Annotated in this window: 20 protein-coding genes; 3 read left to right on the forward strand and 17 right to left on the reverse strand. The window is 70.5% G+C overall.

Annotation, left to right across the window (positions count from 1 at the left end; all coding sequences use genetic code 11):
• Window positions 1–108: 108 nt before the first annotated feature.
• From YWY_RS0108515 to YWY_RS0108535, 5 genes are all read right to left on the reverse strand, one after another.
• Window positions 109–642, reverse strand: a complete 534-nt coding sequence (locus YWY_RS0108515; RefSeq protein ID WP_028847270.1) for an rRNA adenine N-6-methyltransferase family protein — start codon at window positions 640–642, stop codon at window positions 109–111.
• Window positions 643–828: 186 nt separating this feature from the next.
• On the reverse strand, window positions 829–1,839 hold the full coding sequence (locus YWY_RS0108520) for a Gfo/Idh/MocA family protein (RefSeq protein ID WP_211227504.1): 1,011 nt from the start codon (window positions 1,837–1,839) through the stop codon (window positions 829–831).
• An 18-nt stretch (window positions 1,840–1,857) separates the two neighbouring features.
• Window positions 1,858–2,793, reverse strand: coding sequence for a site-specific tyrosine recombinase XerD (gene xerD / locus YWY_RS0108525; RefSeq protein WP_028847272.1), 936 nt, complete (start codon window positions 2,791–2,793; stop codon window positions 1,858–1,860).
• A 79-nt stretch (window positions 2,794–2,872) separates the two neighbouring features.
• The gene (locus tag YWY_RS0108530) at window positions 2,873–3,538 is read right to left on the reverse strand and encodes an NUDIX domain-containing protein (protein WP_051310066.1); all 666 of its coding nucleotides are present in this window, start codon (window positions 3,536–3,538) and stop codon (window positions 2,873–2,875) included.
• The gene (locus tag YWY_RS0108535; RefSeq protein ID WP_028847274.1) at window positions 3,535–5,202 is read right to left on the reverse strand and encodes a CTP synthase; all 1,668 of its coding nucleotides are present in this window, start codon (window positions 5,200–5,202) and stop codon (window positions 3,535–3,537) included. The genes YWY_RS0108530 and YWY_RS0108535 overlap by 4 nt, the downstream gene beginning before the upstream one ends.
• Window positions 5,203–5,283: 81 nt before the next feature.
• Between YWY_RS0108535 and aroA the strand changes: the two genes are divergently transcribed.
• Window positions 5,284–6,564 (forward strand): 3-phosphoshikimate 1-carboxyvinyltransferase, encoded by a 1,281-nt coding sequence (gene aroA / locus YWY_RS0108540; RefSeq protein WP_051310067.1) that lies wholly within the window; start codon window positions 5,284–5,286, stop codon window positions 6,562–6,564.
• A 159-nt stretch (window positions 6,565–6,723) separates the two neighbouring features.
• On the opposite strand, the gene YWY_RS0108545 is transcribed toward aroA, so the two are convergent.
• The 4 genes from YWY_RS0108545 to YWY_RS20980 are packed head-to-tail and all read right to left on the reverse strand — an operon-like array spanning window position 6,724 to window position 10,956.
• Window positions 6,724–7,620, reverse strand: coding sequence for a carbohydrate ABC transporter permease (locus YWY_RS0108545; protein WP_038044795.1), 897 nt, complete (start codon window positions 7,618–7,620; stop codon window positions 6,724–6,726).
• Entirely contained in the window at window positions 7,617–8,543 is a 927-nt protein-coding gene (locus tag YWY_RS0108550) for a carbohydrate ABC transporter permease (protein ID WP_028847277.1), read from the reverse strand. The genes YWY_RS0108545 and YWY_RS0108550 overlap by 4 nt, the downstream gene beginning before the upstream one ends.
• Before the next feature lie 9 nt (window positions 8,544–8,552).
• Entirely contained in the window at window positions 8,553–9,962 is a 1,410-nt protein-coding gene (gene ngcE / locus YWY_RS0108555; RefSeq protein ID WP_038044852.1) for an N-acetylglucosamine/diacetylchitobiose ABC transporter substrate-binding protein, read from the reverse strand.
• 58 nt (window positions 9,963–10,020) lie between these two features.
• Window positions 10,021–10,956 (reverse strand): N-acetylglucosamine kinase, encoded by a 936-nt coding sequence (locus tag YWY_RS20980; RefSeq protein ID WP_051310069.1) that lies wholly within the window; start codon window positions 10,954–10,956, stop codon window positions 10,021–10,023.
• Window positions 10,957–11,057: 101 nt separating this feature from the next.
• On the opposite strand from YWY_RS20980, the gene YWY_RS0108565 reads away from it, so the two are divergent.
• Window positions 11,058–11,945: a MurR/RpiR family transcriptional regulator gene (locus YWY_RS0108565; protein WP_211227505.1), complete on the forward strand. Its 888-nt coding sequence runs from the start codon at window positions 11,058–11,060 to the stop codon at window positions 11,943–11,945.
• Window positions 11,942–12,703, forward strand: a complete 762-nt coding sequence (locus tag YWY_RS0108570; RefSeq protein ID WP_028847280.1) for a sugar isomerase domain-containing protein — start codon at window positions 11,942–11,944, stop codon at window positions 12,701–12,703. The genes YWY_RS0108565 and YWY_RS0108570 overlap by 4 nt, the downstream gene beginning before the upstream one ends.
• A 60-nt stretch (window positions 12,704–12,763) precedes the next feature.
• On the opposite strand, the gene YWY_RS0108575 is transcribed toward YWY_RS0108570, so the two are convergent.
• From YWY_RS0108575 to YWY_RS24615, 8 genes are all read right to left on the reverse strand, one after another.
• Entirely contained in the window at window positions 12,764–13,711 is a 948-nt protein-coding gene (locus YWY_RS0108575) for a copper transporter (RefSeq protein WP_028847281.1), read from the reverse strand.
• Window positions 13,708–14,898, reverse strand: a complete 1,191-nt coding sequence (gene steA, locus YWY_RS0108580; protein ID WP_028847282.1) for a putative cytokinetic ring protein SteA — start codon at window positions 14,896–14,898, stop codon at window positions 13,708–13,710. The genes YWY_RS0108575 and steA overlap by 4 nt, the downstream gene beginning before the upstream one ends.
• A gap of 74 nt (window positions 14,899–14,972) precedes the next feature.
• Entirely contained in the window at window positions 14,973–16,727 is a 1,755-nt protein-coding gene (gene recN / locus YWY_RS0108585) for a DNA repair protein RecN (RefSeq protein WP_028847283.1), read from the reverse strand.
• Window positions 16,728–16,779: 52 nt separating this feature from the next.
• Entirely contained in the window at window positions 16,780–17,685 is a 906-nt protein-coding gene (locus YWY_RS0108590) for an NAD kinase (RefSeq protein WP_028847284.1), read from the reverse strand.
• A complete protein-coding gene (locus YWY_RS0108595) occupies window positions 17,682–18,515 on the reverse strand; it encodes a TlyA family RNA methyltransferase (RefSeq protein WP_038044796.1) in 834 nt (277 codons plus the stop codon). The genes YWY_RS0108590 and YWY_RS0108595 overlap by 4 nt, the downstream gene beginning before the upstream one ends.
• 7 nt (window positions 18,516–18,522) lie before the next feature.
• Window positions 18,523–18,702 carry a hypothetical protein gene (locus YWY_RS0108600; protein WP_028847286.1) on the reverse strand — a complete coding sequence of 60 codons (180 nt, stop codon included), beginning with the start codon at window positions 18,700–18,702 and terminating at the stop codon, window positions 18,523–18,525.
• A 3-nt stretch (window positions 18,703–18,705) separates the two neighbouring features.
• Window positions 18,706–19,764, reverse strand: coding sequence for an HAD-IIA family hydrolase (locus YWY_RS0108605; protein ID WP_051310070.1), 1,059 nt, complete (start codon window positions 19,762–19,764; stop codon window positions 18,706–18,708).
• Window positions 19,761–20,780, reverse strand: a complete 1,020-nt coding sequence (locus YWY_RS24615; RefSeq protein ID WP_245566604.1) for a tetratricopeptide repeat protein — start codon at window positions 20,778–20,780, stop codon at window positions 19,761–19,763. The genes YWY_RS0108605 and YWY_RS24615 overlap by 4 nt, the downstream gene beginning before the upstream one ends.
• Window positions 20,781–22,070 lie beyond the last annotated feature (1,290 nt).

Raw genomic sequence — 22,070 nt, forward strand, 5'->3', positions numbered from 1 at the left:
TTGGCGAGGCTGCTGTCGGAAGACTAAGCACCCGGCACGGCAGCCGACAAAGCGGCTCGCCGGAGTCGGCCACGATTCCTCGCCGAATCCCCGCGCTTTCCGTCCCGTTCACCGGAAGCGGCGGCGTATCACCAGCACGGCCGAATCCACCTGGGGCGGCGGACGGAACGCCTTCCGCGGCACCGTCCTGCCGATCTCCGTCCGCCAACGCGGCGGGACACGCGCCGGATCGGAGAACCGGCGCGCCGCCGCGCGTTGCAGCACCAGATCCGCGGCGACCATGCCCGACGGAGTCTTGAGCAGTTTGCGCACCAGGTCGCTGGTGATCGAATACGGCGGGTTCGCCACGACACGGAACGGCCGGCGCGGCAGCACCAGCTCACGGGCGTCGATCCGCAGCACGGTCACCGGCTGGCCGGCGAAGCGCTCCTGGAGTACGTCGGCCCGCCCAGGATGGGGTTCGATCGCCAGCACGCGGGCCCCGGCAGCGACCAGGTGCCTGGTCAGGGCACCGGTACCAGCCCCGATGTCCAGCACGTACTGCCCGGGGCGCACGTTCGCGTCAGCGACGACCTTCGCTGCCCATTCGTCGACAAGCGGATGCCAGCCCCACGCCCGGCGCGATCGCCGAGCGCCGGACACGGCGCACCATCACCAAGTACGGCATGGCCCAGACGTTATTGATCACCGCCGCCGGAGTCCAATGATTTTTCCGGCGGTGCTGAGCCGCAGTGGACAGGTGCGGCCGATCCGGCTGTCGTCGGCAGCAGACAGTCGCCGGGGCGGCGTTCGGATCACGGGCCGGCATTCGGCTCACGGGGGGCCGGGTCATTCGTCGGCGGCGTAGCGGACCCCTACCTGCGCGCGGGCGTCGTCCATCAGCCGCATGATCGCCAGCGTGTCGTCCAGCGGCACCAGCGGGCTTTCCGTCAGCCCCTGCCGCAGGCAGCGCTCGACCTCGGCGATCTCCGGCCCGTAGCCGTTGCCGACGATCGGCTGCAGGATCTCCTCGCTGGTGATGGTCCGGCCCTCGGCCTGTTCGAGGATCAGCCGCTCGGGACGGTAGAACGGGCGCTCGAGGGTCACCGAGCCCTTGGTGCCGACCACCACGCCACGCTGCGGTGTCGCCGCGACGGTGGTGCAGGAGACGTGGGCGAACCGGTCGTCGTCGTACTCCCACTGCATCGCCATCGTCTGATCCGCACCGGTCGGGGACAACGTCCCGGTCGCCCGGACCCGGGCGGGCTCGCCGAGGAAGATCCAGGCGAACGTCACCGCGTAGACGCCCAGGTCCAGCAGGGCGCCGCCGCCGAGGTGCAGGTCGTATAGCCGGTGTGCCGGGTCAAACGGGAACAGCAGGCCGTTGTCCACCGTGACGCTGCGCAACTCGCCGATGCGGCCGTCGGCCACCAGCTGCACCGCGGTGCGGACCAGGCCGTTGGTGCGCATCCACATGGCTTCCATGCAGAACAAGCCCCGGCTGCGGGCCGCATCGATCACCTCGGCGGCCTGCCGGGCGTTGAGCGTGAAGGCCTTCTCCACCAGCGCCGGTTTGCCGGCGGCGAAGGTCTGCAGCGCCTGCTCGTAGTGCTGGCCGTGGGTCGTGGCGATGTAGACGACGTCGACGTCGTCGTCCGCCAGCAGATCGGCGTACGAACCGTATGAGCGGCTCGCGCCGTATGCGGCGGCGAAGTCACGCGCCCGGTCGGCGTCTCGCGCGGCAACCGCCACCAGCTCGTTGCCCTTGGTCACACGCAGATCCGTGGCGAACTTCCCGGCCATGCGGCCTGCACCGAGAATCCCCCAGCGGACCGGGCGGTCAGGATCGATTGCACTCACCTGTCGAACTATGCCGCACTATGCCCTGGCGCGCGGGTGAGCCGTGGCATACACCTCGCGCAGCGTGTTGACCGTCACTAGCGTGTAGACCTGCGTGGTGGTGACCGACGCGTGACCGAGCAGTTCCTGGACCACCCGCACGTCCGCGCCTCCTTCGAGCAGATGAGTGGCGAACGAATGCCGCAGCGTGTGCGGGGAGACGCCGCCGGTGATGCCCGCTCGTTCGGCGGCGCCCTTGAGCACGTGCCACGCCCCCTGCCGGGACAGGCGGCCACCGCGGGTGTTGAGGAACAGAGCCGGGGTCGCCGACGCGCGTTTCGTCCGGGCGATCAGCGCCGGGCGGGCCCGCACCAGGTACGCGTCGATCGCCGCCAGAGCGGGCCTGCCGACGGGCACCAGACGCTGTCTGCCGCCCTTGCCGTCGAGCAGCACCGTCCGCTGTTCGATGTCGACGTCGTCGACATCGAGCCCGACGGCCTCGGAGATCCGCGCCCCCGTGGAGTACAGCAGCTCCAGCAGCGCACGATCGCGCAGCGCCAGCGCGTCGCCGTCGCCCGGGACCTCCAGCAACCGCAGCACGTCGTCCACCGGCAACGCCTTGGGCAGCCGTCGTGGTGGTGCGGGCGGCTTCACCTCCCGCGCCACGTCACGCGGCACCAGGCCTTCCCGAACCGCGAACCGGTGCAGGCCACGGACGGCCACCAACGCCCGCCCCGCCGACGAAGCCGCGAGCGGGGGAAAATCTTCCGTGCCTTCCCGCAAGGCGACCAGGAACGCGGTGATGTCCTCGGCGTCGACCTCGGCAAGATCGGTCCGGCCGCGCGCCTGCAGATGAGCGTGGTACCGGCGCAGATCCCTGGCGTAGCTGTCCACCGTGTTGCGGGCCATCCCGCGTTCCACCACCAGGTGATCCACGAACGCCCGGATGACCCGGTCCGGCCGGGTGCCGCTCATGGCCTTGCACGATAGCCGGACGGCCGGACGATCCCGGGCAGGCACGCCCCGGGCGCCTGGGCGAACGCGGGTCGATCGGTCAGCGGCGCTTGCGTGCGGCCAGCGCCTGCGGCTTGTCCGGCCACGGGGCATCCGCCGGCCGGGCAGGCACGCCGTGGTTGAGCACCGCGTCGGCGGCCAGCACACCGCTGACCGTGGCGCCGTTGATCAGCTCACCGGACAGGCAACGCCGGACGGCTTCCCGCAGCGGCATCCGATGCAGCACGATGTCGCGCTCTTCGTCGTCGTCCTCCAGCACCTTGCGGCCGACCTCGGTGAGGTCGCGCGCCAGGTAGACCCGGACCACCTCGTCGGTGAACCCGGCCGAGGCCGCCACGTCGACCAGGGTGTCCCACCGGCCTGCCACCAGCCCCGCTTCCTCCTCCAGCTCGCGTTGCGCGGTCCGCAGCGGGTCCTCCCCCGCCACGTCCAGCAGGCCGGCGGGCAGCTCGAGCAGGCGGCGCCCGATCGGATGCCGGTATTGGTGCACCAGCGTCACGTTCTGCTCGTCGTCGACCGCGGCGATGGCCACGGCGCCGAGATGCTCGACCACCTCCCGGCGGGCCGTCCCGCCGCCGGGCATGGCCACCTCGTCGATGCGCAGCGCGACCACCCGGCCGATGTGCACGTCGGTGCTGGACACCACGGTGAACTCGTGCTCCCCGGGTCGCGGGGAGCCACGTCCGGCCGGCCGGGTCTCGGTCACGGCAGCGGCAGCCGTTCCGCGGCCTGGTACTTCACGGCCGCCTCGATGAACGCGTCGAACAACGGGTGCGGCCGGGTCGGCCTGCTCTTGAACTCCGGGTGCGCCTGGGTGCCCACGAAGAACGGGTGCACGTCCGGCGGCAGCTCGACGAACTCCACCAGCTTGCCGTCCGGCGACGTACCGGAGATGACCAGCCCGGCGTCGGTCAGCCGCTTGCGGTAGGCGTTGTTGACCTCGTACCGGTGCCGATGCCGCTCGGACACCTCGGTGGTGCCGTAGGCCTTGGCGACCAGGGTGCCGTCCACCAGCTTCGCCGGGTAGGCGCCCAGCCGCATGGTGCCGCCCATGTCCTTGGCGCCGGAGACGACGTCGACCTGCTCGGCCATGGTCGAGATCACCGGGTGCTTGGTGTCCGGCTCGAACTCGGTCGACCCGGCGTCGGGGATGCCGGCCAGCGAGCGGGCCACCTCGATGACCATGCACTGCAGGCCCAGGCACAACCCGAGCACCGGGATCTTGCGTTCCCTGGCGAACCGGATGGCCTCGATCTTGCCCTCGATGCCGCGGATGCCGAACCCGCCGGGCACGACGATGCCGTGCACGTCGGACAGCACTGCGGCCGCTCCGCCCGGCGTGGACAGGTCGTCGGAGGCCACCCACCGGATGTCGACCTTCGCGCGGTGGGCGAACCCGCCGGCACGCAGCGCCTCGGTCACCGACAGGTAGGCGTCCGGCAGGTCGATGTACTTGCCGACCAGGGCGATCTTGACGGTCTCCTTCGGGTGGTGCACCCGGTCGAGCAGGTCGCCCCACACCGTCCAGTCGACGTCCCGGAACGGCAGGTCCAGCTTGCGCACCACGTAGGCGTCCAGCGCCTCGGAATGCAGCACCTTCGGGATGTCGTAGATGGACGGCGCGTCCGGGCAGGCGATGACCGCGTCGGCGTCCACGTCGCACATCAAGCCGATCTTGCGCTTCAGCTCCGGGCCGATCTGCCGGTCGGCCCGGCACACCAGCGCGTCCGGCTGGATACCGATGTTGCGCAGCGCGGCCACCGAGTGCTGGGTCGGCTTGGTCTTGAGCTCACCGGACGGAGCCAGGTACGGCACCAGCGACACGTGCAGGAAGAAGCAGTTCTCCCGGCCGATCTCGTGGCGCACCTGACGGCAAGCCTCCAGGAACGGCAGCGACTCGATGTCGCCGACGGTGCCGCCGACCTCGGTGATCACCACGTGGGTGTCCTCGTCGGCCATGCCGAGGATGCGCGACTTGATCTCGTCGGTGATGTGCGGGATCACCTGCACGGTGTCACCCAGGTACTCCCCGCGCCGCTCCTTGGCGATCACCGCCGAGTACACCTGGCCGGTGGTGACGTTGGCGTTGGCGGTCAGATCGCGGTCCAGGAACCGCTCGTAGTGACCGATGTCCAGATCGGTCTCCGCGCCGTCCTCGGTGATGAACACCTCGCCGTGCTGGAAGGGGTTCATCGTGCCCGGGTCGACGTTGAGGTACGGGTCGAGCTTCTGCATGGTCACCCGCAACCCGCGTGCGGTGAGCAGTTGCCCGAGACTGGAGGCCGTCAGGCCCTTGCCGAGAGAGGAGGCGACACCGCCGGTGACGAACACGTGCTTGACTGCGGCGGCCTTGCCTGGCTGAAGTCCCACGGGCCTCTACGCTAACACGCATCCGCCCGACCGGCGGGCGACACCCGCGACACCCGCATCGTCATCGGAGGTCTTCCGCGCATGCGCAGCCCCGACTGGGCCGTTCCCACTGTGACACCGTCGGATCCGCCCCTGCACGCCACCGTGCGCGTCCCGGGGTCGAAGTCGATCACCAACCGGGCGTATCTGCTGGCAGCGCTCACCGACAGCGGGACGCGGGTGCGTCATCCGCTGGATTCCCGGGACGCCCGGCTGATGCTGGGCGCACTGTCGGCGCTCGGCGCGCGCTCGGAACCGGTCGACGACGGTGTGCTGGTGCACCCGAGGGGTGATGCCGAGCCGCAGGTGACCGTCCAGCTGGGCAATGCGGGCACGGTCGCGCGTTTCGTGCCGCCGGTGGCCGCACTCGGCACGCAGGAAGTGCGCTTCGACGGCGACCAGGCCCTGTACCGGCGTCCCATCGCTCCCCTGCTGGCGGCGTTGCGCGAACTGGGCGCCAGCGTCGACGGTGACGGGCTGCCGTTCACCGTGCGTGGTGGCGGCGGCCTGCGCGGCGGGTACGTCGAGCTCGACTCGTCGGCCTCGAGCCAGTTCCTGTCCGCGCTCCTGCTCAGCGGGGCGGCGTTCGACGAGGGCGTGACGGTCCAGCTGGTCGGCGGCACTCCGCCCAGCGAGCCGCACATCGCCATGACGCTCGACCTGCTGCGGACCTTCGGCGCGCGGCCGGAGCGCGACGGCGTGCGCTTCCACGTGCCGCCAGGTCCGCTGAACTGCCCGGAGTACACCGTCGAACCGGACCTGTCCACGGCGGCGCCGTTCCTCGCCGCCGCCATGCTCACCGGCGGCACCGTGCGGATCCCCGACTGGCCGGCCACCACCACCCAGCCCGGCGACTACCTGCGGCACCTGCTGAGCGACCTCGGCGCCACCGTGACCCTCGACGTGGACGGGCTGACCATCACCGGCCCGGACGGCTTCGGCGGCGCCGACCTCGACCTGCACGAGGTCGGCGAACTCACGCCCGTGCTGGCCGCGTTGCTGTGCTTCGCCGACAGCCCGTCGACCATCTCCGGCGTAGCGCACCTGCGTGGCCACGAGACCGACCGGCTCGCGGCGCTGGCCACCGAGCTGAGCGGGCTCGGAGCGTCGGTCGACGAAACCGAGGACGGCCTGCGCATCACACCGGGCAAGCTGCACGGCGGCCGCTTCCACACCTACGAGGATCACCGGCTGGTGATGGCTGCGGCGGTCGTCGGGCTGCGGGTGCCGGGCGTGCAGGTGGAAAACCCCGCAACGGTCGGCAAGACGTTCCCCGGATTCGTCGAGACGTGGAGCGCGATGATCGCGACCGGGCTCTCGTGAGGTCCCGGCGCGACGCGCGTCCGCCATTGCGGTGTCCGCCCGGGCGTTGGCCCCCGGCGACACGACGATCGTGTTCTCACCCTTCCGATCCGCCGCGATGCAGGCGGCACCGCCGGGGCCGTCGGTGCGCTGCACCCAGGAGGTGTCCACCCCCGCGTCTCACTTCAGCGCGCCTGCCACGAACCCTTCCCGGATCTTGCGCTGGAAGATCAGGTAGACGACCAGCACCGGCAGCATGCTGATCACCATGCCGGCGAACAGTGCGCTCCAGTCCGCGTCGTAGCCCTGCTGCGCCTGCAGCATCGCCAGGCCTTCGGTGAGCACCGCGGTGGACTCGTTGTTCTGGTTCAGCACCAGCGGCAGCAGGTACTGGTTCCACATGCTCAGGAAGTTGAACAGCGCGACGCTGACGATGCCGGGACGGGCCATCGGCAGCATCACCCGGAAGAACACGCCGGCGTGCGAGCACCCGTCGATCAGCGCCGCTTCCGCCACCGCGTTGGGCAGGGTGCGGAAGAACGCGGTCAGGAAGAACACCGAGAACGGCAGCGCGTAGGCGGTGTAGACGAGGATCAGGCCGAGGTGCGTGTGCAGCAGCCCGAGGTTGCGCACCACGAAGAACAGCGGCACGACGGCCAGGAAGACCGGGAACATCAGCCCGCTGGCGAACAGGTAGAACAGGAACCGGTTGCCGCGGAACTCGTAGCGGGCCAGCACGTAGGCGGCCATCGTGGACAGCAGCATGGTCAACAGCAGCGCGCCGGAGACCACGATGACCGTGTTGACGAAGAACTGCCCGATGGACGCCCCGCCCCATGCGCGGCCGAAGTTGTCCACCCGCCACTCGCTGGGCAGGGCGAACGGCGCGCCGAAGACCTCGTCGTTCGGCTTGAACGCGGTCACCACCGCCCACAGCAGCGGCATCACCGACACGATCGCCCACCCGGCCAGCACCACGTGGAAGAACGCGTCGGTCGGCCGCCAGGCGCGGCGCGGCGCCTGCTTCGGCGGCAGTGCGGCCGGTTCGGTGCGCGGCGGCGCTACGGTTTGCGTCATCCCAGTTCCACCTGCTCCCGGCGGGTCACCCGGAACATCACCGCCGCCAGCGTCAAGGTCAGGAAGAACAGCGCCACGCCGATCGCCGACGCGTAGCCGTACTGCGGGTTGATGTCACCGCTGAACGCTCGCGTGTACAGGTAGTGCGCCACGACCTCGGTGGAGTTGGAGATCGCCTCCGGATGCGGGGTCATGATGTTGACGATGGCGAAGAAGTCCAGCGCGATGATGCCCAGGTAGACGAACGCGACCTGAACGTTGTCCCACAACAGCGGCAGCGTGATGCGAAAGAACACGGTGAACCGGTTCGCCCCGTCCAGCGCGGCCGCCTCGAACACGTCCCGGGGAATGGCGGCCAGCCCCGCGGTGAACAGCACGACGTAGAAGCCGACCGCGTGCCACACCGCCACGCCGATGACCGCCCACAGCGCCGTCTCCGGCGAGCCGAGCAGCCCGTCGGTGGGCGGGTCCACGCCCACCGCGGCCATGGTCTTCGGCACCGGGCCGCCGCGCGGGCTGTAGGCCTGGCGCCACAGGATGGCGATGATGGCCACCGACAGCAGGTACGGAAAGAAGAACACCGCGCTGTAGAACTTCGACCCGCGCAGGCCGGTGGCCACCACGCCGCGCCGGGCGCCGCCCACGTTGATCAGGTACGCGAACAGCAGCCCGAGCGCGATGGTCACCACTGGCAGCACCACCAGCAGCACCGCGTTGTTGCGCAACGCGATCCAGAACGTCTCGTCGGCGAGCAGCCGGGCGTAGTTGTCCAGCCCGACGAAGTTGATCTCGTCGCTGTACCCGCTCCAGTCGGTGAAGCTGTAGATCAGCGCCTGCACGTTCGGCGAGACGACGAACAGCACGTACAGCCCCAGCGGCACCGCCAGGAACGAGACGATGAACCGGTACTTCCCGTGGCGCACTGGCGATGTTTACTTCCGCTCGTACTTCTCGATCGAATCGTCCGCGGCCGTCTTGTCCGCGGCCTGCTGGCACGCCTTGACGTACTCCTCGGCGCTCTTGCGTCCGGCCAGCAGGTCGGCCATCGCCTGGGTGCAGGCCTTGTGCATGTCCCCGTACCACAGGTTGTGGATGTAGGTGACGGTGTTCTCGCCGGCCGCCTGCAGCGCCGCCTGCGTCGACTCCAGGCCGGTGGTCTTCGGCTCGACCGCCTCGTTGGCCGCCTTCACCACGGTCAGCGACCCGGTCAGCTCGGTGAACGCCATCGCGTTGTCCTTGGCCAGCATGTAGCGCAGGAACTCCATCCCGCCGCGGACGTTGTCCGCTTTGCTCGGCACGATGAACGACTCGCCCGGGCTGGCGTACAGCGCCTCGGTGGGCATCGCGTCGTCGCTGCCCAAGCTCGGCACCGGCGACATCACCATGTCGAACCCCTTGGGGGTCACCGACTTCATCTCGTTCTCCACCCACGAGGCGTTCGGGTAGACGCCGACCTTGCCCTTGACCCATTCGGTCTGCGCCTCGGTGTGTTCCAGCGCGGCCGCACCGGGCAGCAGGTAGCCCTTGGCCGCCAGCTGTTCGATGGCCGCCGCCGCGTCACCGACCGCGGGCTGCTCCCACGCGCCCGGTTCCAGGTTGTCGATCTTGACCAGCACGTCCGGGCCACCCCGCTTGGCCGCCATGGTCAGCAGCGTGGTGGTGACGTACTGGGCGGCGTTCTGGCCCGCGTAGCCGACCGGGGCCAGGCCGGCCGACTTCATCTCCGCGCACAGGTCCAGGAAGTCGTCCCACTGCTTGGGCATCTCCCAGTTGTGCTTGTCGAACAGCGACCGCGAGTACCACATGCCGTAGACGAACAGGACGTAGTTCAGCGCGTGGAAGGTGCCGTTGTAGCTGCCGACGTCGACGGTGCCGTCGACCAGCGTGTCGCGGACCTTGACGTTCGGGTCGTCCACCGACGGCGCGTCCAGCAGCGGCTGGAGGTCGGCCAGCTGCTTGCCGCCGACCAGCGTGCCCAGCGGGATCTTCTGGGCGCCGGAGTCGTCGATCAGGTCGGGCGGATCGTCGCTGGCGAACCGGGGCTGCAGCGAGTTGATGTTGACCATGCCCTTGACGGTCACCTTCGCCCCGCTGTGCGCCTTCTTGTACGCCGCCTGCACCTCGGGGAACGTGGTCTTCAAGCCGCCGGCGAAGGTGATCACCTCGAGCGGGGCCGACGAATCGACGCCCAGCGGGTTCTTCGCCGAAACCTCCCCCTTGGCCTGCTCGTTGCCGCCGCTCCCGGCGGTGGCGCAGCTCGCCATCATCCCCGACACCGGCAGGAACAGCGCCCCGGCCGCAAGAGCCTGGCGCAGAAAGACCCGCCTGTCCACGTCGACCATGTCGGCCTCCCTCATCCGATGGATGGGCAGGGACGATACTTGTGATCGAGCAAGGACGCTAGTGGCAAAATTTGTTTTCAGCAAGAGCCATCGCGGCAAGCCTGGCCGCGCCGACGGCCGCCCCTTGCCGGGTGTCCACCGCGACCACCACGGGCCGCCCGGAAGGGCTCAACGCTGCCGTCACGCGCGACTTCAGGGGGCCGCCTGCCCCGATCAGTCCGCCGGCCAGGACCAACGGCTGGTCCGGCCGGGGACCCAGTGCCGTCGCGGTCGCCGCGAGGTGCTGCACGGCGCCTTGCACGATGTCGTGCGCCACCTCGTCTCCCGCCTCGGCCACCCGCAGCACACGGGGTGCCAGCCGTGCCAGTGCCGGTGGCGGCACCGCCATGGCCGCGGCGACGACATCGCAGGTGACCGGTCTCGTTCCCAGCTCGGCACACAGCGCGCCGGCGAGCTCGGTACGTGGCCCGCGGCCGTCGAGCGAGGCCAGCACGGCGTGCAAGGCCTGCCGGGCGATCCAGAAGCCACTGCCGTCGTCGCCCAGCAACCAGCCGGCGCCGTCGGCCGTCGCCACCGTGGTGAAGCCACGAATCCTGGCAGCGGACGCGCCCGTGCCCGCGATCAGCACCACGCCGTCGGGCTCCGCGCTGCCGCCGGCGAACGCCACCTCGACATCGGAGCAGACACCCACCGGGCATGCCATCCCGGCGGCGGCGACCGCGGCGCGGACGGTGTCCGCGGCGTGCGGCGCCGCACGGACCCCGGCAAGGCCCGCGACCACCGCGCCGACCTCCTCCGGGCGAGCCCCGGCTGACTCCAGGCATGCGGCAACACACGCGGTGAGGCGCGCTTGGAGTTGGTCAGGCGGTACGGACAGCGCGTTGCCCGCAGGCCCGTCCGCACTGCCCAGGACGGCTTCTCCCTCGCTACCGTGGTCGACGGCCACCGCACGCATCCCGGTCCCGCCTGCGTCCACCCCGATCACGACAGCCATCGCCACCTCCGTCGAGCCCGCCCGGCCGACCGCGCTTGACCGACCGCGGCGTGGTAGTAAATCATTTCAGCAAACCGTTTGTCGTTCGATAGGGAATTTCAGTGACGATCGAGCAGGCGATGCCCGCGGCCCTGTCCGCTCGCATCCGCGCGGCCGAGCCCAGCCTCGGCGGCGCCCTGCGGGACGTCGCGCAGTACATCCTGGCGGATCTGCCCGGCACCATGCACGCCTCGATCGGCGACCTGGCTCAGGCGTCCGGCACGTCCCCGGCCACCATCACCCGGTTCTGCCGGGCCATCGGCCTGGAGTCGTACCGGGAACTGAAGCTGGCCATCGCCGAGGAACTGGGCCGGGCCACGGTCAACCCGGCACTGAACGTCGGGGTGGGCATCGAACCGAACGACGACATGGAACGGGTCGCCGCAGTGGTGGTCAACGCCGACCTGCAAGCCATTCAGCAGACCGCCGCCCAGCTGGATTTGAAGGCGATGGACGAGGCAGCGAAAGCCATCACGCGGGCCCGCCGGGTGGACGTGATCGGCACCGGCGGGAGCGGCACCAGCGCCACCGAGCTGCAGATGCGGTTGCACCGGATCGGCTGCCCGGTGTGGGTGTGGACCGAGAACCACCTCGCCGAGACGTCCGCCTACCTGCTCGGATCCGACGACGTCGCGGTCGGCGTCTCGCACACCGGCTCCACCAGGGAGACGGTCGAGCCGATGGCGATCGCCCGCGACCAGGGTGCCACCACGATCGCCATCACCAACCGTGCCCGTTCCCCGCTGGCCAAGCTGGCCGATCACGTGCTCACCACGGCGGCGCTGGAGACCAGCTTCCGGCACGGCGGACTGGCCGCCCGGCACTCCCAGCTCGTGGTCGTCGACCTGCTGTACATCCGGGTCGCCCAGCTGTCCGGCGACCGCGCCAGCAATGCCCTCAACCGCACCGCGGGAATCACCCGCGCCCACGCCTACCGGGAGCGCTCATGACACCGGAACTGTCCGCCGCGGGATTCGCCTCCTACGCCTTGTCGGCCATGGCCGAAGTGGCCGAGAAGGCCGCCGACGCGGTCGACGCGGCCGCCGAGCTGATCGCGAACGCGGTGCGTTCGGACGGCATCGTGCAGGCCTTCGGCACCGGACACTCACAAGCCGTCGCGCTGGAGATCGCGGGGCGCGCCGGCGGGCTGATCCCCACCAACCGCATCCGGCTCACCGATCTGGTCGTAGTGGGCGGCGACCAGCCCGATGTGCTGGCCGATCAGCTGCTGGAACGGCAGCCCGGCCTGGCGGAGCGGTTGTACCAGCTCGCCGGCGCGCGACCCGGCGACGTGTTCGTCATCGCCTCCAACTCCGGCGTCAACGCGGTCGTCTCCGAGATGGCCCGCTTGGTCACCGAGAAGGGCCACCCGCTGATCGCCATCACGTCGATGCAGCACACCATGCGGGTGACACCCAGTGACCCGGAGGGCAAGCGGCTGGCCGATTTCGCCGACGTGGTGCTGGACAACGGCGCCCCTTACGGCGACGCGGTGCTGCCGCTGCCCAACGGCGGCACGGCGTGCGGTTTCTCGTCGCTCAGCGCCGGGCTGCTGGTGCAGATGATGGTCGCCGAGGCGATCCGCAAGCTGGTGGACGCCGGGGTCGAGCCGCCGGTGTACGTCTCGTCGAACGTGCCCGGCGGATTCGAGCGGAACCGGGAGATCGAGAAGCGGTACGAGGGCCGCATCCGCCGCCTCGCCGGCTGAGACCCGCCGACGCGGACCCGGGCCGCAGTGCCCCGGCGTGCCTCCGCCGGCGCTGCGGCGTCAGTCGCCTTTGCCCGCCACGCCGGGTGCCGGCCCCTGCGCGTTGCCCGCGATACCGTATTGCCCGGCGTCGCCTTCCAACTGCTCGCGCAGCGCCAGCACGGTCACCACGCGGCCTGCTGCGGTGTCGACGTTGTCGACCGTGGACAGCACCTCGGTGGATGCCGTGTCCGACCGGGTGTAGCCGATCGGCCCGGTGGACTTCGCCGCCGCGGGCGTTCCGGCCAGCACCACGCCGGCGCTCGCCTTGTCCAGCTCGGTGGCGAACCGGCTGATCGTCGCGGTGCGGTCGCCGACGCCGTCGCCGGTCAGCTCGCCGCCGACCAGCACGACCGCCAGCTGTGCGGCCTGCACGTCACCCGGCTCCTTGATGAAGCCGCCGTCGGCGAGCCCGGCCAACGCGGCGTCGCGCTCCGCCGCCGTCGACTGCGGCTGGGCCGTCTTGGCGTCCAGCAGCAGGGTGTGGCCGAGCAGGGCACCCGCCAGCGTGCCCGGGCCTCCGGCGGTCGGGAACTTCGTCCCGGCGGGCTGCAGACGGGTCGCGAGCTCCGCCAGCTGGTCCGCCTGCCCCGGGTCGGCGAACGCCTCGGTCAGCTGCACCTCCCCGGTGACCTTGCCGCCCGCGGCGGTGATCAGCTTGCGCAACGCGTCCCGGTCCGCCGGGCGGGCGTCGTAGTTGGTCACCAGCAGCACCGTGCGCTTGTCCAGGCTCCCCGCGACGATCTTCGGGCCGACCGACGCGGAGAACGCGTCCTGATCGTCCAGGCGGGCCTGCAGCTCGTTCCGCTCGGCCTCCAGCGAGCTGGCCCGCTTGGCCAGCTCGTCCCTGTCCTCGGTCAGCGCCGACAGCAGGCTGCCGCCCAGCGCCGTGCTGCCCAGCACGACCCCGACGGCCAGGGCGAGGAAGACCGCCGCGATGGAGACGATGTGGTAGCGCAATGAGATCACGCGAACAACCCCTCGAGCCAAGTGACGAACGACGACCACTGCCGCTGCATCCAGTCGAGGTAGACGTCACCGACGTCGGACACCAGCAACGCGGCGATCACCACCAGCAGCGCGGCGCCGACCAGCAGCAGCACCGCACCGATCGACACCCGGTTGCGGTGCAGTTCGGCCACCGCCCTGCCGTCGACGATCTTCGACCCGAGCTTGAGGCGGGTGACGAACGTGGACGGATTGGATCCGGCTCGGCCGTGGTCGAGAAACTCGGCCAGCGTGGCCTGGAAACCCACCGTGACGACCAGGCTCGCGCCGTGCGTGTCGGCGAGCAGCAGGGCCAGGTCCTCCGGGTTGCCGGACGAGGGGAACCTGACCGCCTGGATGCCCAGGTCCTGGATCCGCTGCAGGCCGGGTGCGTGGCCGTCCGGCTGGGCAGGCACCACGACCTCCCTGGCGTGCCGCAGCGTCTCCTCCTCGATGCCACTGGGATCACCCAGCACGATGTCCGCGCGCACCCCTTGGGACCGCAGCGTGTCCGCCGCCGCGCCGACCCCGATCACCACCGGGTTGTGCTCGGCGATGTACTTCTTCAGCCGTTTCACGTCCTGCGCATGGCCCGGGCCCGGTGCGACGACCAGCGCGTGCCTGCCTTTGACCAGTACCCGCACGTCCGGCACGCCCACCCCGTCGAGGATCAGCGTCCGCTCCGCACGCAGGAACTCGATCGTGTTGGCCGAGAACGCCTCCAGCTGCGCGATCATCCCGGCCTTGGCCTCGATCATCTGATCGGCCACCGAGTCCGGCGTCTGCGCCACGCCGCGCCCCAGCTCCTTCTCCCCGGCGAAGATCACGCCGTCCAGCAACCGGATCTTGCTGCCGTCCTTGACCGTGCGCAGCAGCTCGACACCCACCCCGTCGATCAGCGGGACGCCCGCCCCGACCAGGATCTCCGGCCCCAGGTTGGGGAACCGGCCGGAGATCGACGGTGAGGCGTTGACCACGCCTGCCACCTCCGCTCGCACCAGGGCTTCTGCGGTGACCCGGTCCAGGTCGACTTCGTCCAGCACCGCGATGTCGCCCGGTCCGACGCGCCGGAGCAGCCGCTGCGTGTTGCGGTCCACCCGCGCGACGCCGGACACACCGGGCAGCGCCTCTTTCCCGCGAGACGAGGAGAGGAGGCCGTTGAGTTTCATGGGTCGATAGTGACTCATGAGGCGGCGTTCGCCGGTCCGCCACGCCGGGACACCCAACCCGCGGTATCCCCCGATCAGGTGAGTTTCGCCTTGTCCTCCGCGGCCACTTCGAGCAGCTCTTCCGCGTGCGCCAGGCCCGTCTCGGTGTCGTCCATGCCCGCCAGCATGCGCGCCAGCTCGGCGACGCGCTCCGAGTCCGACAGGGTCCGGACGTCGCTGGCTGTCACGCCGCCGGACGTCCCTTTGCGCACCGCCAGGTGGCGGTCCGCGTACGCCGCCACCTGGGGCAGATGCGTCACGACCAGCACCTGATGGGTTCGCGCCAGCCGGGCCAGGCGGCGGCCGATCTCCACCGCCGCACGCCCGCCGACCCCGGCGTCGACCTCGTCGAACACCATCGTCGGCACCGGGTCGGCCTTCGCCACCACCACCTCGATGGCCAGCATCACCCGGGACAGCTCCCCGCCGGACGCGCCCTTGTGCACCGGCAGCGGCGGAGCGCCTTCGTGCGGTTTGAGCAGCAGCTCCACGTCGTCGGTGCCGTGCTCGGCGGCGTGACAGAGCACGCCGTCCACCTCGAGCGCCGCCGGATCGTCCGCGGTGGCGGTGCGCCGGCGCACGCTGATCTGCACCTCGGCCTGGCCCATCGCCAAACCGGCCAGTTCCGCGGTGATGGCCGCGCCCATCTCCTCGGCCGCCGCGCACCGCGCCTTGGTGAGCCTGGCGGCGTGGCCGGCCAGCTCGTGCGCCAGCTCGTCGCGCCGGGCCGCCAGCTCGGCCAGCGCTTCGTCGGAGGTGTCCAGCGACGCCAGTTTCCGCCGGGCTTCCTCCGCCCAGGCGAGCACTCCGTCGACGTCGGCGGCGTATTTGCGGATCAGCTTCTTCAGCTCCGCCTGCCGGGCCAGCAGGCCCTCCAGCCGCTGGGGGTCGGCGTCGAGGTCGTCCAGATACGCACCGAGCTCGCCGCCGACGTCGGTGAGCACGACCAGGGCCTGGTCCAACCTGCTCGCCAGCTCGGTCAGCGCCGGGTCGCCGGTCGCCTCCAGCCGGCGCTTGGCCTCGCCGATCAGTCCGAGCGCCCCCGGCTGGTCCGGATCGCCGTCCTCGGCGCCGCTGAGAGCCCGCTGCGCGCCGTGGGCAGCGGACCGCAGCTCGTCGGCCTCCGCCAGCCGTTTGACCTCGGCGGCGATCTGCGCGTCCTCCCCCGGCTGCGGATCGACCGCGCCGATCTCGGTCAGCGCGTGCCGCAGCATGTCCGCCTGCTGGGCCAGCTCGCGGGACTTCGTGGTGCGCTCGGCCAGCTCGGCGACGACCGCCTGCCATTCTGCCCGCACCCGCTGGTAAGCGGCCAGCGGCTCGGCCACGGACTCGCCCGCGTAGCGGTCCAGCACCGCCAGCTGCTCCGCGGGCCGCAGCAGCCGCAGCTGGTCGTTCTGGCCGTGCACCGCGATGAGGTGCTCGGCGAGCTGGGCGAGCGCACCCGCGGGCACCGAGCGGCCGCCGAGGTGGGCCCGCGACCGGCCGTCCTTGCTGACCGACCGGACCGCGATGAGGCTGCCGTCGTCGTCGGTCTCGGCACCGGCTTCCTCCGCGATCGCCGCGGCTTGCGGCACCGTGGTCAGGTCGAACCGGCCTTCCACGACGGCCTTCTGCGCCCCTGCCCGCACCCGCGAGGCGTCCGCCCTGCCGCCGGACAGCAGGTGCAGGCCGGTGACCACCATGGTCTTGCCCGCACCGGTCTCACCGGTCACCACCGTGAACCCGGGGTGCAGTTCGAGCAGCGCGTCGTCGATGACTCCGACGCCCTGGATCCGCATCTCGGACAGCACGGGCTCTACCGTAACGGCTGCACCGACACTTCCGGGTGCTCCACGCCCGGCATCACGTGGTGTGCCGCTCCCGCCAGCTCTTCACCGGAAGAGCGAACTTGTGCACCAGCCGGTCGGTGAACGGGCCGTCCCACAACCGGGCCAGCTTCACCGGGATGGCGCCGCTGCCGACCTGCACCCTGGCCCCGACGGGGACTTCCACGTACCGCTGCCCGTCGCAGTTGAGCACACCGTTGGTGCCGTTCGGGTCCAGCTCGATGGCGATCTCCGACGACGGCGAGACCACCATCGGCCGGGAGAACATCGCGTGCGCGTTGCTCGGCACCACGCACATGGCCTGCACGTCCGGCCAGATGATCGGCCCGCCCGCGGAGAACGCATACGCCGTCGATCCGGTCGGCGTCGCCACCAGCACGCCGTCGCATCCGAACGCCGACACGGGATGGCCGTCGATGGTGATCAGCACGTCCAGCACGCGTTCCCGCGAACCCTTTTCCACGCTCGCCTCGTTCAGCGCCCAGGTGCTGGCCAGCACGGTGTCGCCGTGCCGCACAGTGACGTCGAGCGTCATCCGCTCTTCCACCCGGTAGGAGCCTTCGACGGCGCGCCAGACCGTCTCGCCGAGTGCATCGGAGTCCGCCTCGGTCAGAAAACCCATCCGTCCGAGGTTCACTCCGAGCACCGGCACGCGGGCGGGCCTGGCCACCTCCGCCGCACGCAGCAGAGTGCCGTCCCCGCCGAGGACGAACACCAGCTCGACACCGTCGGCCGGGTTCTCGTCGGCCCGCACCACGGTGCACGGAAACGTCGCACCTGCGACGGCGATCGCGTCGTCGGGCGCGGTGCCGAGCAACCGCACGGCGAACCCGGCGGCGGTGAACCGCTCCCCGACCTCGCGCGCCGCGTCCAGCGTCTGCTTCCGGTCGGAGTGCACCACCAGGAGGACTTCACGGCTCATGCCGGCCCCTTCTCGACGGCGGAGCGCACCAGGTCCGCCATCCTGGCGCGCTCGTCCTGGTCGTCGGCCGCGATCTTGTCGCCTGCGTGCCGTAGCCACGCGAAGTACTCGACGTTGCCTGCCGGCCCCGGCAACGGGCTGGCCACCACCCCCTGCGTGATCAGTCCCAGGTCGGCCGCCACGGTGAGCACGCCGAGCACGGCCTCGGCGCGTAGCCCGCGATCACGCACCACTCCACCGCTGCCGACCTTGTCCTTGCCCACCTCGAACTGCGGTTTCACCATCGGCAGCAGGTCACCGCCCACCCGGGTGCATGCCATGAGCGCGGGCAGCACCAACCGGAGCGAGATGAACGACAGGTCCGCGACCACCAGGTCGACTTCGCCGCCGACGAGGTCCGCGGTCAGCGACCTGGCGTTGGTCTTGTCCAGCACGGTGACCCGCTCGTCGGTTTGCAACCGCCAGTCGAGCAGGCCACGACCGACGTCGACCGCCACCACGCTCTTCGCTCCCCTGCGCAGCAGCACGTCGGTGAAACCGCCGGTGGACGCCCCCGCGTCCAGGCAACGCTTTCCGGCCACGTCCACACCGAACGCGTCGAGCGCGCCGAGCAGCTTGTACGCACCTCGCGACGCCCAGCCGGGGTCGTCGTCGTTCTTCACGACGATAGACGTGTCGCGGTCCACGCCCATGGCCGGTTTGCGCGCGGCCATGCCGCGCACGCTCACCCGTCCCGCGTTGATCAGGCTCACGGCGTGTTCGCGCGACCGGGCCAACCCGCGGCGCACCAGCTCGGCGTCCAGCCGGGCTTTGCGTGCCTTCGCCGTCACCGCTGATTCAGACCTTGTCGATCGACGACAGCGCCACCGTGAGCTCGGTGTGGACCGCGTCGAACCGCTCCACATGCTCGCTCAGCGGCAGCTGGTCGAGCTCGTCCAGACCGGCCACCGCCTCGGCCACGCCCGCCTTGGGGTCGGTCTCCAGCCGCGCAAGGCCGGGCTTCGGTTGGTCGTTCATGGGTCAACGGTAATCGATGCCGGGCAGGCCCAGCGATCGTGCCGCCCGCGCGGCGCCTTCTCCGCGGACCCGTACCGCGGTGACACCGGACTCCCACGCCGGCTGGCACAGCGCGCGCAGCAACGTCACCGGGGAACCTTCCCCGGACACTTCCAAGGCATCGGCCGTGACGGCGATCCGCCAGCCGTCCTGGGGGCCGACCGCCAGGGTCGCGGACGGTTCGAGCACGGCCGCCATCGTTTCGCCGATGTAGCCGGGTCGCTGGTCCTCCGGGGCGGCCAGCACCTCGTGGGCGGCAGTGACACCGCTGAGCACGAGCAGGGAGTCGTAGCCCGCCGCGTTCGCGCCGGCGATGTCGGTGTCCAGGCGGTCACCGATCACCAGCGGGCGGCTGGCGCCTGCGGTCGCTGCGGCGCGCTGGAACTGGCCGGGCGCCGGCTTCCCGGCGACCCGCGGCTGACGTCTGGTCGCCGTCCGCAACGCGGCCACCATCGACCCGTTGCCGGGGAGTTCACCCCGTTCGGTGGGCAAAGTGGGGTCGAGGTTGCACGCCACCCAGGTGGCACCCTCCCGGATGGCCATGCACGCTTCGGCCAGGTCGCGCCACGCCGTGGTGGGCGAATGTCCCTGGATGACCGCCGCGGGCGGATCCGGATCCACCGTGCGAACGACGCGCATCCCCACCCGCCGCACCTCGTCGGCAAGGGCTTCCGTCCCGACGACCAAGACCACCGAGCCGGACGGAACGAGGTCGGCGAGCAGAGCTGCTCCGGATTGGGCGGAAGTCTCCACCTCGTCGGCGTCCGCGGGAAAGCCGATTCCCCGCAGGTGTTCCGCCACCGCTTCGGGTGCGCGCGACGCATTGTTGGTGACGAACCGGACCGCCACACCTTCCTTGCGGAAACGTTCGACCGTCTCGATCGCACCCTCGATCGGCTGGGAGCCGCGGAATGCGGTGCCGTCGAGATCCAACAGGACGGCGTCATGCCGGGAGAGCAGCGTGTCGCCCGCTGGTGTGTCCGCGTCCGCTGTGTTGTCCGCTTGCTGGGGTCGTGAAGTCATTGGGTCAGCTCGGTGACTCGCTCCGCGGCGTCGGTCTCGTCGTCGATGTCCGCTTCAGCCGCATGCATGAACCACGTGACGGCTTCGTCCTTGCGGCCCGCGGCCAGCAAGTTGTCAGCGTAGGCATAGAACAGCCGTGCGCTCCACGGTTCCCACGTGTCCGGGTCCAGGTCCGGGCCTTGCAGGGCGACCACCGCCGCCTCGAGCTGGCCGAGATCGCGGCGGGCACCCGCGGCCACGATACGCAGCTCCACGGCGACCTCGGGAGGCAGTTGCGCCATGTCGGTCTCCCTGGCCAGATCGAGCGCCCGTTCGGGCCGGCCGAGAGCGCGCTCCAGATCAGCCAGCACGGCCACGTGCAGGTTGCTGTTGGTCATGCGCCGCACCGCGCGTAGCTCGGACAGCGCCTCCGCCCATTCACCCGCGTGATAGGCGGCGAGCCCGACCGCTTCCCGGACGACCGGTATCCGGGACGCCTTGGTCTTCACGTAGCGGGCGTGCGCGAGCGCGGCCTCCGGATCGGTGTCGATCAACCGGCCTGCGGCGACCAGGTGTTTGCCGACCAGCTCGGCCGTCGGCTTGGGCAAGCTGCGCAGTTCCTTGCGGACGTCGATGTCCAGCTCGGTGAACTCGATGTCGTCATCCAGCGGCGGGGCTTCGACCTTCGCCGCGGCCTCATGGCGAGTATCCGGGTCCTGCTTCGTCTGCTTGCCGGGGCCGCGCCTGGCCGCACCCTCTCGTCCGCCACCGTTGCGCCAGCCATCGCGAGCGGAAGCCTCACCACGAGCCGGCCGCCTGCCCTTGTGCTGACCATTCGGGAACCTGCGACCGCCTGTCGAATCCTCGCGATAGCCGCCGCTACGGCCGGTGGCTCCACGCCCTGCGCGGTTACGCCGATCGTGGCCTGACCCGGGGCTTCGCCCGCCACGCTGACCGTGATTGGTGTCGCGCGGTTTGCCCGAGCTGCCGGCCGCCTTCGCCCCGGCAGGTCTTCCGCGCCCGTCCGAATCGGACACCTGACCTCCTGTAGTCACTCGCTCCAGGCTAGCCCGCACAGGCGCGCTGCCTCGAACCGGCTACCGCTGCAGTAGTCGCCGCCACGTGCTGCCGTCCTCGATCCGCGGATCTGCGTCCCAGAATGCCGCGACTCCCAGCATGATCGATCAAGACACTCTGATGCTGGACGTCACACCGCCGCAGGAGAACGGTCACCGGCCGATGACCGCACCGCCGTAGTACGCGCCGTGGCTCGTGGGCGTGTGCTCTGCAGCCTCCAGCATGTGGAGCGTGGTGGTGGGTCCAGCAGGTTTCGCGGGTGTGGCCTTACTGGTGGATGGTGGGGTGTGTTGGCGGGAGGCGCTTGGGTGTGTGTGGTGGATGCCGTCCGGGGTCGAGCCGCACCCGCGCGGTGTCCGGGGCCTCTGGGTGGTGTGGTGGCTGTATCTGAGGTGGAGCGGCACCGGCTCGGTGCCCGGGCCCCCTGGGGGGTGGTGGCTGCTGCGGGGGGTGTTGCTGCGAGTTGGCAGTGTGCGCCTTGTGACCTGGGGGCTTTATCGTTCCTTGCGGCCTGTGCCCTGGCGGGTTGTGCTCTTGTAGCCTGTTCTGGCGGTCTGGGGGTTGTTCTCGCTTGGCTTGTGGCCTGCGGCTTTCTGCTGCTGTGCCTTGCGGCCTGATCGGTTCTTGGCGCTGTGCTCTTGCGGCCTGGGGAGTTCTGCGGTTGCAGCCTTGCGGGTTGTGCATGGTCGGCGTCGCGGCACGCTGGTCGGCCGACCTGTAGCCTCGGCCCTTGCGGCCTGAGCATCTTGTCGTTGTCGCCGGCACTCTACGGGGGTTTTGGTGCTGTGCCCTTGCAGCTTGCGGGCCTGTGATCTGCGGCCTTCTGATGCTGTGCGTCGCGGCCTGGGGGTTTGCCGTTGTAGCCCGCACTCTGCAGGGCCCTCTCTTAGTGCTGCACCCGTGCTGTGGGCGGGTCTGCCGGCCTCTTGTTGCTGCACCCGTGCTGTCTGTGGCTCGCACTCTGCGGGGCCATACTTTGTTGCTGTGCCGCCCGGCCTGTGCAAGGTCGACATCGCGGGCGGCCGGTTGGTCGACTTGTAGCCTGTGCTCTTGCGGCCCGGGGGTTCACCCCACCCGTTGTGTTCTTGTGGCGTGTGCTCGTGTGGTGTGTGCCCTCGCCTGAGCGGAATCCCAAGAAAAAAGGGCGGCCGCAGTCCCCCATAGAAAAAAGAAAAAAAGGGGGGGGTCGGGATTCAGCTGAACTCCCGACCCCCCCTTTTTTTTTGGCATCCCGAAGGATGTGGTTGTGT

The organism is Thermocrispum agreste DSM 44070 (assembly GCF_000427905.1).
In the GTDB taxonomy this organism is placed as follows: domain Bacteria; phylum Actinomycetota; class Actinomycetes; order Mycobacteriales; family Pseudonocardiaceae; genus Thermocrispum; species Thermocrispum agreste.